The organism is Erythrobacter sp. JB3-1 (genome assembly GCF_057364995.1).
On the sequence record NZ_CP200289.1, the window covers coordinates 2,759,872 to 2,773,893 of the forward strand.

The window sequence follows — 14,022 nt, forward strand, 5'->3', positions numbered from 1 at the left end:
CGGGTGGAAGGGCGGAGGGCGCGGGCGGGCAGCCTCTATTCAGATTGCGGTTACGAAGCCTTGGATGGGCTGGCAAGACCGAACGGCACAACTCTGTTGGCAGAGGTGTGGCCGATCTCTGCGCGGCCCAGATAGGGTATGCCCGCGCGCGCGCACCAGAATTTGGCGATCTCTTCCGGGCTTTGAGTGAACTCGCGGTAGTTTTCTGGAACGTTGGTAACCGAGCCGAGCCGCAATCCCGCGACCCGTGGCAGTGATCCCGCCAGATTGAAGAACAATCGGTCGATCGAATAAAGGTGCTCGCTAACCTCCTCGACCATAACCACATGACCCGACAGATCCGGCATCATCGGCGTGCCCGCAATCATCGACAATGTGATGAGGTTGAAGGCGACCACCGGAGTCTTGCCATCAACACTTGGCTCTAGCCCGCTGTTGTCGCCCGCAAACCAGCGCAGCACCCGGCGCACAGCCTCGCGGCCGCCTTCGCTGCGCGCGCTGACCGGCATAGAGCCATGGACGCTCTGTCCGATTCCATGGCGATAGAGCGCAGCGAGCAAATAGCCCGCGTCGGAAAAGCCGACATAGGTCTTCGCCCGCGCCGCCGTGTTCATCTGCGCCACCGCCGCCTCAGCAATCCGGTTGGAGCCATAGCCCCCCTTCGCAAACCACACCGCATCATAGGCGGGATCATTCGCGCATTCGAGCAGCGCCTCTAGCCGCCTCAGGTCAGGGCCAGCAAAATGGCCATCCAATTCAAAGCACTGATCGTGGAACGTGACGTTGTGCATCGGGAATTCAGCCGCCACCAGCTCATTCAAGGCATCCGCTTGCTCCAGAGTGATCGGCGTCGCTGGCGCACAAATCGCAATATTTGTCATAGTCTTGTTCTAATTCACTTGTTTTGCCCGGCACATCTTAATAGCGGTGGTTCGCATGGGCAAAGGGATCGATCAAGCGGCGCTGACACAGCGGCCATTCTTTTTTGCGGCATTGGCGGATCTGGCATGCTTCCGCTGGCGCAAATCCTGCGCGGCATGGGCTGCGAAGTGGCCGGATCTGACCGATCCTATGATCAGGGCCACACGCCCGAAAAATTCGCCTGGCTCGCGGACAATGGTTTCGCCCTTCACCCTCAAGACGGAAGCGGCCTGACCTCCAGCAATCAGGTTTTGGTTGCCTCTGCCGCAGTTGAAGACACGGTGCCTGATGCGGCGCGCGCGAAAGAGCTGGGCTGTGAACGGCTGACCCGGGCCGAAGTGCTGGCAATGCTGTTCAACCAAGCAGGATATTCGGTCGCGATCGGCGGCACCTCCGGCAAATCCACCGTCACCGGTATGATCGGCACAATCTTGGCCGCGCGGGATTATGATCCGACGATCATGAACGGCGCGGTGATGAAGAATTTTGTCGCAGCGGACAATCAGTTCGCCAGCGCCCGGGTTGGCCGCCCGGAAATCTTCGTCAGCGAAGTCGACGAAAGCGACGGCTCAATCGCGCTGTACCGTCCCACCATTGGTGTGCTTCTGAACGTCAGCCTCGATCACAAGAGCCTGGAGGAATTGCGCGATCTGTTTGGCAATTATCTCGCATCATCAGGCTGCGGCGTCGTAAATTTCGACAATGATGAGGCGCGCATGCTTGGCCAAGCCAGCGTGGCCGATGGCAAGGGGCAGATGATCTCCTTCGGGGTGGAACATCCACACGTTGATATCACCGTGGAGACAGGCTCCATTGTCGAAGGGCCCTTCACGCTTCAGGCCAAGGTGATCGACAACCGCGCTAGTGAAACTGCGGCACTGACCCTGCCAATGCCGGGGTTGCACAACCTTTCCAATGCTTTGGCGGCGATTGCTGCGGCGAATGCAGCCGGGATTGCGGTGGCAGATGCGGTGGCCGCGCTCAATCAGTTTCAAGGACTGGCGCGCCGCTTTGATGTGATCGGCACCAGCCCCGGCGGCATCACTGTGATCGATGATTTCGGCCACAATCCAGAGAAATGCGCGGCGACATTGCGCACTTTGAAGGGGACGCCGGGCCGCGTGATCGCCTTTTTCCAGCCCCACGGATACGGGCCGCTTCGCCAGATGGGCGATGAACTGGCTGAAACCTTTGCCCGCGAACTTGATGCGGACGACATCACCGTAATGTGCGACCCGGTTTACTATGGCGGCACAGTCGACCGCAGCGAGGGCACGGAGCGGATCATCAAGCTGATCGAAGACGCTGGCGGTTCTGCCCGGCACATTGGCGCGCGCGAGGATTGCGGCGCGCATATTGCCGAGATCGCTCAGCCGGGTGACAGAATTGTGATCATGGGCGCTCGCGATGACACGCTCACAGGCTTTGCCAAGACCCTGTTTGAAGGGCTTAAATGACGGTCTACTCGCTCGCGGTGCGCCACGCCCGATTGATGGGCGCGGCCATGCTGGCAGCGTTCCTGTTTGTGATCACTATCGACCGAATGATCGGCCACACCAGTTGGGCGTTTGCAGTGGCGATCATCATGCTGGTGCTCGTCAATGCGCGCATGCGCCTCTTCAATTGCCCCAAATGCGGCAAGAATCTGTTCTTTCGCGGGATCTTTGCAGTGCCCTGGCCGAACCGCACCTGCACGAAATGTGGGTTGGAATTAGATCGGAAAGACGCAGGGTAAATCCCACGCCTAAGTGCTTTTTAGAGCTTTCCGCCCCTCTTCTTCTCGCTCAACCGCCCGCATGTAAGCAGGGCGAGCGACTAGGCGATCTCGATAAGCCTTCAAGCTGTCAGGGACGCCGTCATCGAGCCCAACTTTCTCGGCCAAAACCAGCGCATATCCAACGCAAATATCCGCGACGGTAAAGCGGTCTGCACAAAGAAACTCGCGCCCGTCTAAACGCTGCTCAACCTTCACCAAGCGCTTGTGGAACCACTTGGCATAGGCCTCCCCCGCCTCGGATAGGCCCCTCTCCTTTTCGAAGATGGCAAAGCGCATATATACGGTTTGCGGAAAGGTGATCGTTGCATCAGCGTGATAGGTGAAATCGCAATATTCCGCATAATCGGTCTCACCCGAAGCAATCGCCAGCTCTGTCATGCCGTTGCGGGTCGCAAGAAAATGCGCAATCGCGCAGCTTTCCGTCATCCGCACGTCGCCATCAATCAGCATGGGAACTGTGCCCAGCGGATTGATCTCCAGATATTCAGGCGCGAGATAGCGCGGCGGGAATGGCAGTATCCGCAGATCAATGTCAGCGCCCGCCTCCTCTGCCGCCCAAGTCGCGCGCAAACCGCGCGAGCCAGCACAAGTGTAGAGGACTGGAAGAGCGCTAGTTCGGGTCAATGCGCGCCTTCATAGCCGATCACCTTGTGCAGCACAAAAGCGATGACGGCGCCCAGCCCTAGGCCGAGCACCGCCGAAATGCCTGCGTAGGTAAACCAGCCCAGGATACCGCCCATTGCGCCTGACCCGCCGCTCACGGCTGCTTCTGCGCCATGTGCGATGTCATAAAACAGGTGGAGACCAACCTCATGCGTGCCGTGAATGATAATGCCGCCGCCGACCCACAGCATCGCAATCGTACCGATAAAGGACAATGCGATCAGCAGCTTGGGCACCGAATTGACCAGCAAATGGCCGAATTTCTGAGCAACCGAGCTGTCCTTTTTAGTCAGGTGCAGCCCCACATCATCCATCTTCACGATCAGCGCGACGGCCCCGTAAACCGCAACAGTCACCGCTATCGCAACGATACCAAGCGCAATTGCTCGCTCCCACCACACATCAAGATCAAGCTCGTTCAGCGTGATCGCCATAATCTCTGCCGACAGGATCAGGTCGGTTCGAATGGCGCCCGCCACACGCTGATTTTCAAAGGCGACGGGATCGCTTATCTCATCATCGACGGTCTTGCCGTGCTTCGCCCCGCCGAGTTTTTCCAAAACCTTCTCAGCGCCTTCGTAGCAAAGGAACGCTCCGCCAAGCATCAATATCCAGATGATCAGCGAGGGCAGGAATTCCGACAGCAATATCGCCCCGGGCAGCAATATGATCAGCTTGTTGAACAGGCTGCCCTTGGTGATTTTCCAGATAATCGGCAGCTCGCGCGCTGGCGAGAGCCCGGTGACGTAGCTGGGCGTAACCGCAGCATCATCGATCACAACGCCCGCAGTCTTCGACCCGGCCCGTCCGGCCGCCGCCGCGATATCGTCAATCGAAGCCGCCGCAGTGCGCGCTATGATCGACACGTCATCCAAAAGTGCAACCAATCCTGATGGCATGTCGCTATCCTACCCTGTTCTATTCTTATACGTTTCTAATGACGCCACTGCAGAATCCCAAACCACTGGCGCGCTTCAATTATTCGCTGATCGGGCCAAAGGTCTTCACTGGGTTGGCCGCCATCGGGTCATCAACGACCGTGTAGACATGCGTTGCGCCGCCCTCGTCCACCTCGGCATAGGTTGCGGTCAATTGCATATTCCCATCAAATTCACACAGCAGTCCGATATCGTCGAAGATGCGAACGCTCTGCCCTTCCATAATGGCCGCCCGGCTTGGCGGACCATCGCAGGCGCGCTCGGTTGGCGCATCAGCAGCGATGTAATAGCTACTTTCCGTCGTAGCCAAGGCACCGCAGGCGCTTAGCATTATTAAAGCGGCAAGCGCAGTGAACTTCTTCATTGATCGACCCTCCCACGATAAAAAATCATGTAAACCCATCAATTATAGCCCCCACGCATCAGGTCAACCGGGCCGCCACGCTCTGCAAACAGTCGCATTCGCGCTTGCTTTTGGCGGCAAAGGCGGTATGTGCGCCCATCGCCTGAGTTAGGGCGTATGAAGAAAGCCGGAGGGGCACTCGCGGATCCGCTGCGAAATGGCCAACGATCGGTAGCAATATGAAAGGATGCGAGATGGCTCATTACGAGCATATCTTTCTCGCGCGTCAAGACCTGAGCCAAGCTCAGGTAGACACGCTGGCGGCAACCGCCACAGAAATCGTAGAAGCGAACAACGGCAAGGTTACCAAGACTGAAACTTGGGGCCTCAAATCGCTCGCCTACAAAATTGACCGCAACCGCAAGGCACACTTTGTGCTGCTCAACATCGATGCCCCTGGCACCGTGGTTGAAGAGCTGGAGCGTCAGACCCGTATCAACGAAGACGTCATTCGCTACATGACTATCCGTGTCGAAGAGCACGAAGAAGGTCCAAGCGTAATGATGCGTAAGAACGAGCGTGACCGTAAGCGCCGCTCTGACAGAGAGGAGCGCGACTAATGGCACGTCCTTTTTTCCGCCGCCGCAAATCTTGCCCGTTTTCGGGTAACGACGCACCCAAGATCGACTACAAAGACGTTCGCCTGCTGCAAGGCTTCATGTCTGAGCGTGGTAAGATCGTTCCATCGCGCATCACCGCCGTTTCTGCTAAGAAGCAACGTGAACTCGCCAAAGCCATTAAGCGCGCACGCCACATCGGCCTGCTGCCTTACATCGTAAAGTAAGGGGAGAGACGACATGGATATCATTCTCCTCGAACGGATCGAGAAACTCGGCACCATTGGTGACGTCGTCACTGTTAAAGACGGCTATGCCCGCAACTTCCTGCTTCCGCAGAAGAAGGCCCTGCGCGCTAACGACGCCAACAAGAAGGTGTTTGAAGCCAACCGCGAGCGCCTCGAAAAAGAGAACGCAGAACGTCGCGGTGAAGCTGAAAAGGTCGGCAGCAAGGTCGACGGTGCAGAAGTGGTGCTTATCCGCGCAGCTTCCAACACCGGCCAGCTGTACGGTTCCGTCAACGTCCGCGACATGATCGCTGGCCTGACTGAGCAAGGCCACGATGTGAACAAGAAGCAAGTCATCATGGGCAGCCCGATCAAAGCGATCGGTATGCACGATGTGACTGTCGCTCTGCACCCAGAGGTTCACGTCATCGTTAAAGCAAACGTTGCGCGCAGTGACGACGAAGCCGAGCTGCAAAGCCAAGGCGTCGACGTTCTGGCTCAGCTGTTTGAAGACGAGCAGAAGGAAATCGAGGAAGCGGCCGACGCAAATCGCATCGACCCTACCCTTGAGCCAGGCGAAATTCCCGCCGAACTGCTCGAAGACGGTGCTGCTGTAGAAGAAGCGGTTGAAGAAGCCGCTGCTGAAGAGGAAGCTGCAAGCGAATAAGCTTGGCACTTCTTTTACGCCAATAAATGAAGGGCGCGAGGTCAAACCGGCTTCGCGCCCTTTTTGTAAAGGCGAGAGTTTGGAGCGAAATGCCCCCTACATCTGAGCTGTCTTTGAATTTTCCTATTTTGGACACTAACACCAGCACATGAAATCAATCGAAAACACCATCGCGCAGCTTAACAGCATTTACGACGAAGCGGTCTCGACCCTTCGCCAGGATGTCATGGCTTATGGGACCAAGGGCACCATCCCGCCCGCTAGCCGCCGCGAAGATGGAAGCTATGCCTATCCAGAGCTCACCGTGCATTATTCCGGCATTGGCGAGCCACTCGACCGCAGCCGGGCCTTTGGCCGGTTGGAGCAATCCGGCACCTATCAAACGACCATTACCCGCCCTGACCTGTTCGCCGGCTATCTTGCTGAACAGCTTAGCCTCATCGCGGGAGAATATGAGATTGAGGTCGAGGTCAGCCGCTCTCGCCAAGAAATCCCCTTCCCCTATGTCTTGGATGGCGATGCGGGTGCGGCGATGGTTGGCATCGCGCCCCAAGACATCGCCAAGCACTTCCCCTCCACCGACCTTGCTTTGATTGGTGATGAGCTGGCCGATGGGATCGAATTTGATGAAGCGCACGCCATGCCGCTGTCGCTGTTCGATGGTCTGCGCACGGATTATTCGCTGGCACGCCTCGCGCACTATACCGGGACAAGGGTTGAGGATTTTCAGGACTTTATTCTGTTCACTAACTATCATCGTTATGTCGATGAGTTCGTCAATTGGGGCGCTCAGCAGATTTGCGAGGGGGGCTACACTGGCCTCACCGGCGCTGGCGGTCTCAACATTCACGAATGCACCGACAACGCGCAGGAACAGCTCAATGATACCGCATGGCGGCGGCACCAGATGCCCGCTTACCACCTGATCCGAGAGGACGGACGCGGGATTACTTTGGTAAACATCGGTGTGGGCCCATCCAATGCAAAGACGATTTGCGATCACCTTGCCGTGCTGCGCCCGCATGCATGGATGATGATCGGCCACTGCGGCGGCGTGCGCTCTAGCCAGAAGATCGGCGATTTCGTGCTCGCACACGCTTATTTGCGCGATGACCATGTCCTTGACGGTGTGCTGCCACCAGAAATTCCAATTCCTCCGATTGCTGAGGTTCAGCAGGCGCTTGCAGGGGCAACCGAAGAAGTCGCTGGCGCGCAAGGCGCGAACCTGAAGCAGCGGATGCGCACTGGCACGGTTGTGACCACGGACGACCGCAATTGGGAGCTGCTCTACTCCACCTCAGCCAAGCGATTCTCACAGAGCCGCGCGATTGCGGTCGAAATGGAAAGCGCGACGATTGCCGCGCAAGGCTACCGCTTCCGCGTGCCCTATGGCACTTTGCTGTGTGTTTCAGACAAGCCGCTGCACGGCGAGATCAAACTGCCCGGCCAAGCGAACCAGTTCTACGAAGAAGCAATCGCAGCTCACCTTCAGATCGGCCTGGAGGCGTGCAAGCGCCTGCGCGATGAAGGTAACCGTCTGCACAGCCGCAAGCTGCGCGCGTTTAACGAGCCACCGTTTAGGTAAAGTCTGCGGTTTATTAGGCTAAGCAGTTTTCCGTTATCGTCATTTAACAATCGGTAAACTTCATTTTAACCATCACCTGTCAGTCACGGCAACATGTCGGTCGCCGAACCAAAAAAATCAATCGCACGCCCAAACGGCGAGCACCGCTGGCTCTACTTCAACTCACAGTTGTGGGGTTGTTGATTGGCGGCCTGTTCCTTGGTCCGCGATCTGGTGAACAAGTCACGCTCTACCCCATCGGTGAGAGCGCGGTACAGACAATGCCTCAGATCCTCTCGCAGCCCGGACTTCAAATTATCGGCCGCGGTACCATCCCCGGTTCGTACGTAGTCACTGGGCAGCGCCCGAGTTTCTCGGACCTGTTACTCGACCACAATATCCTTGTTTTAGCAGCCTCTCGCGCGGGCTGCGTCAGTGAGCCAGTCTAATGTTAAACGAGATTGATACCCTTCGCCGCACTGGCGTCAAACTGCTGACCATCGCTGGCTGGTGCATTACGGCCGCTATTGCCATTGCCAGCCTAGAGTTTGGCGCAAACGCCAGCGTAGCCGCGCTTGTCAGCGGTGCTCTCAACATCTTGCCCACGCTCTGCATGCGCGCTCGGCGCAGCGATGCACAAGCCCGCCTAGTCGTCGCTCTCATGGTCGCGATGCAGCCTGCTTTGTTGCTTTACGCGGTGCAAGGCTGGGTCTGGCAAGTCGACATGCACATGTACTTCTTCGTCGCGCTCGCCACACTTACTATCTTGTGCGACGTGCGTGCTATTATTTTCGCAAGCGCGCTGGTGGCGGTGCATCACCTGACCCTGGCATTTGCAGCGCCTGCATGGGTTTTCTCCGGTGGTGGCGGTATCGGGCGCGTGCTGATCCACGCGGTTGCCGTTGCTTTGCAGGCTAGCATCATGTGCTACATTTGCAGCCAGCTCACTAAAATGATTGCATCCTTGGGCCGCGCACGTGATGAAAGCGCCGGCTTGGCGGAGGCCAGCAGCCGTCTTGCCAAAGAAGCTCAAGATGCCCTTCAAGTGGCCGAACGCGAGCGTGAGGAACGCCTCAAATCAGAAGCTGATCAGGCTGAGCGGCGCAAAGCAGACTTTGAGCGAATTTCCGTTGAGTTTGAACGTTCGGTCCGAGGCGTCACGGCTGCCGTTGCTGAGACCGCATCACTGCTCGAAAAATCGACCAAGACTATCGATGATGTGGCGCACGAAACGGGCGACCAAGCCAGCGATGTAGCGGATTCTGCTGTGCAGGCTTCCGAGGCGGCTAAAGCTGTCGCCAACGGCGTCGCCCAATTGTCCCAGTCCATCGCCAGTATCGCGGTCAACGTGAGCCAGCAAAACGAGCTGACCACCCATGCCACGACGCGCAGCTCCACCGGCAGTAACGTGATGGGCAGCCTAACTGAGCGTTCTGACAACATTGGTGAAGCGACCCGCGCAATTGTGCGGATTGCAGACCGCACCACCCTGCTCTCGCTCAACGCATCGATCGAGGCAGCAACCGCCGGCGCAGCGGGACGCGGGTTCACAATTGTCGCTAATGAGGTGAAGGAACTTGCCCAGCAAGCGACAGAAGCCGCTGGCCAAATCGACTCCCTCCTCAACGGTGTCCGTGACGGAACGTTGGAAGCGGAACAAAACTTCAGCGAGATAGACCACGCGATTGGTGAGCTAAGCCTAGCCGCCACGGCAATCCGCAGTGATGTTGAGACTCAGCGTCAGTCTGCGGGCGCGATCGAAGACCACGCGCAGCGCGCCGCGAGCAAGGTCGACGATATGGCCAAGCGCAGCAAGTCACTCGCTGAGAAGGCCGAGAACACCAAGCATTTGGCAGCCGAACTGGACGACGCGGCCGCGATGCTGATCGAGAATGTTCGAACTCTCGAAAAATCCACCGATCAATTCATGAACAACCTGCGCGCAGCGTAGGGGAAGTCTTGCGCTACTCAGAGCAGTTGCGCACGCTGGTCCCCCGCGCCCTCACCGCGATTGTGCTGAGAACTCGGTCAAACTTGCACGCATCTTCTGGATTTCTTGGCCAAAAAGCAGCAATTGCGCCTGCGCATTGGCGTAGCTAATGCCATAGGAAGAATTGACATAGCCCTGCAGGACAACCGCCTGATCTCCGGCGCGCACGGCTTTACTACTCGGGCTGAGGTTGTTGTACTCATTGATAAAATCATCAATTTCAGCGCGCGGGCGAGCGTCTTCGCGGACAAATGTCGCCAGCATTAGCAGGCCAACGCACCCCTGCTGCGGCGTGCACGCCCGCGGGGAAAGAGCAAAGCTGATCCCGGTGCCAGCCTGCGCGCGGTAAACCGTTCCGCCATTCGCATCGGTTTCTACCTGCCAAGTGGTTTGCACATCGAGCAGCAAGCGCGAGATCGTCGCCGCGTCAAACTGCGTCACGACCTGCGGGTTTTGCTGCGCGGCTTGCGCTGGCGGCTGCCCCTGAGCCTGGACGATGGCTGGCTGCATGGCCAAGGACGCTCCAAGAGCCGCTACAACAGATAAAAAACGCACAATCATTACCCCCAAAACTCAGCCATTCACGGCGAGAAAAATTCCGTCGCCCCTAGGATTGCCATGCCATCACCGCCATTTCCAGTCGGTAAACGTCGCAGCACCTGGCCGCTTTCATAATCAACTTCTGCAACGGTGTCGCTAGCCGTTTCGGCGACATAGACCCGCTTGCCATCATCAGACCACAAGATTGTGACCTGAAAGCGTTCCTCGGCCTGTTCTGGCCCCGATACGGTAATAGTGCGGATCACTTTAGCGGTCTCTAGGTCGATCACGCTCAGACTGCCATCCCGCAGATCAGAGGTGACCGCCACGTCACCTTGCGGACGGATCGAAAGCCGCAAGGGAAAGCGGCCGGTTTCTAGCGAATTGCGCACTTCCATTGTGACGGGATCGAGCTCGAACGCCTGATTGGAACCGCGTGCGGATACCCACAGAGATTTGCCATCAGGTGCCAGCGAAATGCCCTCCGGCTCCTCACCCACCGTGACGGACAAAGGTGGCGCGTCGCCAATCAGGTCAATGCGAGTGACCGTCTTTGAACCAAGATCGGTTGTCCAAGCCGCGCTTTCATCCGGCGCGACGACGAGCATATGGCTGCCCTGCTTGCCGGTGGGATATTCCGTGAGCGCGGGATTGCCTGCCCCATCATCGGTAATGCGAAAGATCGACTGCCGCCCTTCCGCCGTTGCATAGATCACCCCGCTATCCATCCACATGATCCCATGCGGACGGGCATTCTCGCCCAATTCCACACTCGTAACTCGGTTGAGATCATCAATATCAAAGAAATCCACTGTGGTTCCTCCATAGCAGGCAAGCGCCACAAATCTGCCATTAGGCGACATCGCCAACTCGTGAGGGTTGGTGCAGCTATTCTTGCGCAGTACTTCTTCCCCCGTCGCCAGATCGATCTTGGAAAGCGTGTTGCCCCTCTTGTTGGCCACGAACAGCAGTTCGCCGGTCGTGCCGGATTTGGCCTCGCCAAGCGGTACGTAAACGGTCCATCCAGACTGCTCAGCGTCGCTTTCTACGGGCGCGCAGGCGGATATCGCCAGCGCTGCAGCCCCAACCAACCCTGCTCGCAGGCCAATCACCAACCCGCTTCCTGGCCTTCATTTTGCTCGTTCAGCCATTCCAGCAGCGGTGCGAAATATTCGACCATGGCTGTGCCGCTCATCTGTCGCTCGCCAGTGAAGGCCTCGAGTGCATCCGGCCACGGCTTTGACGCGCCCATCTCGAGCATCGCATTGAGGTTTTTGCCAACCTCTTCATTACCATAGAACGAACAGCGGTGCAGCGGCCCTTCCCATCCGGCGGTATCGCAGGCGGCCTTGTAGAACTGGAATTGCAGAATGCGCGCCAGGAAATAGCGCGTGTACGGCACATTGCCGGGGATGTGATATTTCGCGCCCGCATCGAAGTTCTCTTCGCTGCGCTCTACCGGCGGGACAATGCCCTGATATTCAGTGCGCAGACCAGTCCAAGATGCATTCGCATCTTCCATGCTGGTGGAGCCATCAAACAGTCCCCAGCGATAGCGATCAACCAGCAGGCCGAAGGGTAAGAACGCCACCTTGTCCATTGCCTGACGCAGCAGCAGACCGATATCCTTGTCCGCGCTTGGCACTTCCTCTGGCGTAAGCACATCAATTTGAACGAGATATTCCGGCGTAATCGACAGCGCGATCATATCACCAATCGCCTCGTGAAAACCGTCATTAGCGCCGTTGAGATAAAGGAAATCCTGCTGATTATAGGCACGTTGGTAGTAATTATGGCCCAGCTCGTGGTGGATCACGACAAAGTCATCGGCGTTGCGCTTAATGCACATTTTGATCCGCAGATCGTCAATATTGTCGATGTTCCACGCGCTGGCATGGCACACCACTTCGCGGTCGGCCGGCTTTGTGAATTGGCTGCGCTCCCAGAAGGTTTCCGGCAGAGCCTCAAACCCGAGTGAGGAGAAAAACTGCTCGCCCACGCGAACCATTTCCTTCTCGTCATACCCCTTCTCGGTGATCAGATCGGTGAGGTCATATCCGATATCGCCAGCGCCCTCTGGCGCGACCAGTGGATAGATATTGCCCCATTCCTGCGCCCACATGTTGCCGAGCAGGTCGGCGCGGATCGGCCCGGTTGCAGGTTGCACAGCATCGCCGTGCTTCTCATTGAGCTTGCGGCGAACATAAGTGTGCAGCGCAATGTAGAGCGGCTTCACCTCTTGCCACATCCGCTCCGTTTCGGCGGCGAATTGGTCTGGGTCCATATCGTAATTTGAGCGCCACATTGCGCCCAGATCTGCAAAGCCCAGCTCCTTTGCGCCATCATTGGCGATGCCGATCATCTTCGCGTAATCCTCACGCATCGGCGCGCCGACATTGTCGTGCCAGCTCACCCACATTTCGGACAGCTCAGCAGGCGTGCGGTCTTGATTGCCCATTTCCGCTTCAATGTCAGAGCCGCCGATCTCTTCACCATTGAGCGTTCCGCGGCCCTTGCCGTAAGCAGAGCCGAGCTGCGTTGCGATTTCGCTCAGCTCAGCCGCTGCGCCTTCACGGCTTGGCGCAGGCATCACGATACCATTGCGCAAAATATCGAGCTTGCGCGCGGTGTCAGGGTTGAGGCCAGGGATACGGGCATACTTTGCCGCTTCATTGGCAAAAGCTACCGATTTCAGAGTCGATTCCGCGCCGTATTGCGAAGCCAGCGTATCGCTATCGTGCCCGATGTTTGTCTGGTTCAGCCAAAGCACATGGCCATAGGTTTTGGAAAAAGTGTTGAGCTCCGCCTCAACGCTGGCGACCCATGCATCTGCACCCTCAGGCGTTTCAGGAAACTCTGTGCCCGCCGCTGGTGCAGCTTCATCTGCTGCGTGCCCGTCGGCCAGAGCCGGCGTCGAGGCTAGCGAAATTGCAATGGCCGATGCCATCATGAATTTAGGAGCGATAGATGGGAGCTTCATGAGCCTGATAACCTCTCAAAGGAATTGGTTTCTTGTGAAATGAGTTTGAACTGCGACGGGCCTGGAATCAAGCGCTCAAAAACTGAGCAATCGCCTCGCCCAGTTCCGGCTTGGTCGCGCTGTCGAGATGCGCGCCGGGCACTTCGTGATAGGTTGCGTTGGGGAGCAATTCGGCAAGCTCAGTCGCAGAACCATTGTCCTGATCATCGACGCCGCAGGCGACTAGCGTGGGCATGGTCACATTGGAAAGCTTAGCAAGGTCGAGATCGCCCATCGCATCAAGAAGCAAGCGCGCCGCGACCCGGTCCACCCCTTGCGACTTCAGGAATTGGCGCGAGAAATAGGCTGGATCCCCGCGCTCGATAGTGTCGAACTCATCAATGACGCGTTTGAAGAAGGCCGCCCGCTTCTGCCATTCGCTGAGGCCAGAAACGCCCATCCCGCATACCATCAATTTGCGCGGGGCAAGCACCTGCGTGGCCGTCGCATGCAATGCTGTGCGCGACCCCAGCGAAAAGCCGACGAGGTCATAGGTGCCATCTTTCAGCTCAAGATGCTCGACCAACGCCGCCGCATCGCGGACCAAAACGCCGCTCGGATAATTGGCAGGTTCGGTCGGAGCTTCGCTCTCTCCATGGACGCGAAAATCGAGCATGATCGCTTCAAAGCCGGCCTCGGCAATGCGGGCGGCGTGACCCCATTTGATCCAGTTCATATCCGCGCTGGAAAACAGGCCATGGAGCAGAATGACCGGAGCCCCCTCACCCATACGGTGTACGGCCAGCCTTGTGCCGT

At 57.7% G+C, this 14,022-nt stretch carries 15 protein-coding genes; 7 read left to right on the forward strand and 8 right to left on the reverse strand.

All coding sequences use genetic code 11. The features are described 5' to 3' along the window. Positions 1-50: 50 nt before the first annotated feature. Positions 51-881, reverse strand: coding sequence for an LD-carboxypeptidase (locus tag AC0V6M_RS13120; RefSeq protein ID WP_486139246.1), 831 nt, complete (start codon positions 879-881; stop codon positions 51-53). Positions 882-1,007: 126 nt separating this feature from the next. Here AC0V6M_RS13120 and AC0V6M_RS13125 point away from each other — a divergent pair, with 126 nt between their 5' ends. After that, positions 1,008-2,378, forward strand: coding sequence for a glutamate ligase domain-containing protein (locus AC0V6M_RS13125; protein WP_486139247.1), 1,371 nt, complete (start codon positions 1,008-1,010; stop codon positions 2,376-2,378). Further along, positions 2,375-2,656 (forward strand): hypothetical protein, encoded by a 282-nt coding sequence (locus AC0V6M_RS13130; protein ID WP_486139248.1) that lies wholly within the window; start codon positions 2,375-2,377, stop codon positions 2,654-2,656. The genes AC0V6M_RS13125 and AC0V6M_RS13130 overlap by 4 nt, the downstream gene beginning before the upstream one ends. Positions 2,657-2,665: 9 nt before the next feature. Here the strand turns inward: AC0V6M_RS13130 and AC0V6M_RS13135 are convergent, their stop codons facing one another. The 3 genes from AC0V6M_RS13135 to AC0V6M_RS13145 all read right to left on the reverse strand — a co-directional run bounded on the left by AC0V6M_RS13135 (position 2,666) and on the right by AC0V6M_RS13145 (position 4,663). After that, positions 2,666-3,322: a glutathione S-transferase family protein gene (locus AC0V6M_RS13135; protein ID WP_486139249.1), complete on the reverse strand. Its 657-nt coding sequence runs from the start codon at positions 3,320-3,322 to the stop codon at positions 2,666-2,668. Continuing rightward, positions 3,319-4,260, reverse strand: a complete 942-nt coding sequence (locus tag AC0V6M_RS13140) for a DUF808 domain-containing protein (protein WP_486139250.1) — start codon at positions 4,258-4,260, stop codon at positions 3,319-3,321. Before AC0V6M_RS13140 ends, AC0V6M_RS13135 begins: the two co-directional genes overlap by 4 nt. 79 nt (positions 4,261-4,339) lie before the next feature. Continuing rightward, the gene (locus tag AC0V6M_RS13145) at positions 4,340-4,663 is read right to left on the reverse strand and encodes a hypothetical protein (RefSeq protein ID WP_486139251.1); all 324 of its coding nucleotides are present in this window, start codon (positions 4,661-4,663) and stop codon (positions 4,340-4,342) included. A gap of 233 nt (positions 4,664-4,896) precedes the next feature. On the opposite strand from AC0V6M_RS13145, the gene rpsF reads away from it, so the two are divergent. From rpsF to AC0V6M_RS13170, 5 genes are all read left to right on the forward strand, one after another. Continuing rightward, positions 4,897-5,262, forward strand: a complete 366-nt coding sequence (gene rpsF, locus AC0V6M_RS13150) for a 30S ribosomal protein S6 (RefSeq protein ID WP_472645118.1) — start codon at positions 4,897-4,899, stop codon at positions 5,260-5,262. Beyond that, positions 5,262-5,486 (forward strand): 30S ribosomal protein S18, encoded by a 225-nt coding sequence (rpsR, locus tag AC0V6M_RS13155; RefSeq protein ID WP_034904833.1) that lies wholly within the window; start codon positions 5,262-5,264, stop codon positions 5,484-5,486. The genes rpsF and rpsR overlap by 1 nt, the downstream gene beginning before the upstream one ends. A 13-nt stretch (positions 5,487-5,499) precedes the next feature. Continuing rightward, positions 5,500-6,153, forward strand: a complete 654-nt coding sequence (gene rplI / locus AC0V6M_RS13160; RefSeq protein ID WP_486139253.1) for a 50S ribosomal protein L9 — start codon at positions 5,500-5,502, stop codon at positions 6,151-6,153. Positions 6,154-6,301: 148 nt separating this feature from the next. Next, a complete protein-coding gene (locus AC0V6M_RS13165; RefSeq protein ID WP_486139255.1) occupies positions 6,302-7,738 on the forward strand; it encodes an AMP nucleosidase in 1,437 nt (478 codons plus the stop codon). Positions 7,739-8,165: 427 nt separating this feature from the next. Further along, positions 8,166-9,668, forward strand: a complete 1,503-nt coding sequence (locus AC0V6M_RS13170; protein WP_486139257.1) for a methyl-accepting chemotaxis protein — start codon at positions 8,166-8,168, stop codon at positions 9,666-9,668. A 51-nt stretch (positions 9,669-9,719) separates the two neighbouring features. Here the strand turns inward: AC0V6M_RS13170 and AC0V6M_RS13175 are convergent, their stop codons facing one another. From AC0V6M_RS13175 to AC0V6M_RS13190, 4 genes are all read right to left on the reverse strand, one after another. Continuing rightward, positions 9,720-10,217, reverse strand: a complete 498-nt coding sequence (locus AC0V6M_RS13175; protein WP_486139258.1) for a type III secretion system chaperone family protein — start codon at positions 10,215-10,217, stop codon at positions 9,720-9,722. A 71-nt stretch (positions 10,218-10,288) separates the two neighbouring features. Further along, positions 10,289-11,359, reverse strand: a complete 1,071-nt coding sequence (locus AC0V6M_RS13180) for a YncE family protein (RefSeq protein WP_486139259.1) — start codon at positions 11,357-11,359, stop codon at positions 10,289-10,291. Continuing rightward, positions 11,356-13,227: a M2 family metallopeptidase gene (locus tag AC0V6M_RS13185; protein ID WP_486139260.1), complete on the reverse strand. Its 1,872-nt coding sequence runs from the start codon at positions 13,225-13,227 to the stop codon at positions 11,356-11,358. The genes AC0V6M_RS13180 and AC0V6M_RS13185 overlap by 4 nt, the downstream gene beginning before the upstream one ends. A 67-nt stretch (positions 13,228-13,294) precedes the next feature. Next, positions 13,295-13,996 carry an alpha/beta fold hydrolase gene (locus AC0V6M_RS13190; protein ID WP_486139649.1) on the reverse strand — a complete coding sequence of 234 codons (702 nt, stop codon included), beginning with the start codon at positions 13,994-13,996 and terminating at the stop codon, positions 13,295-13,297. Positions 13,997-14,022 lie beyond the last annotated feature (26 nt).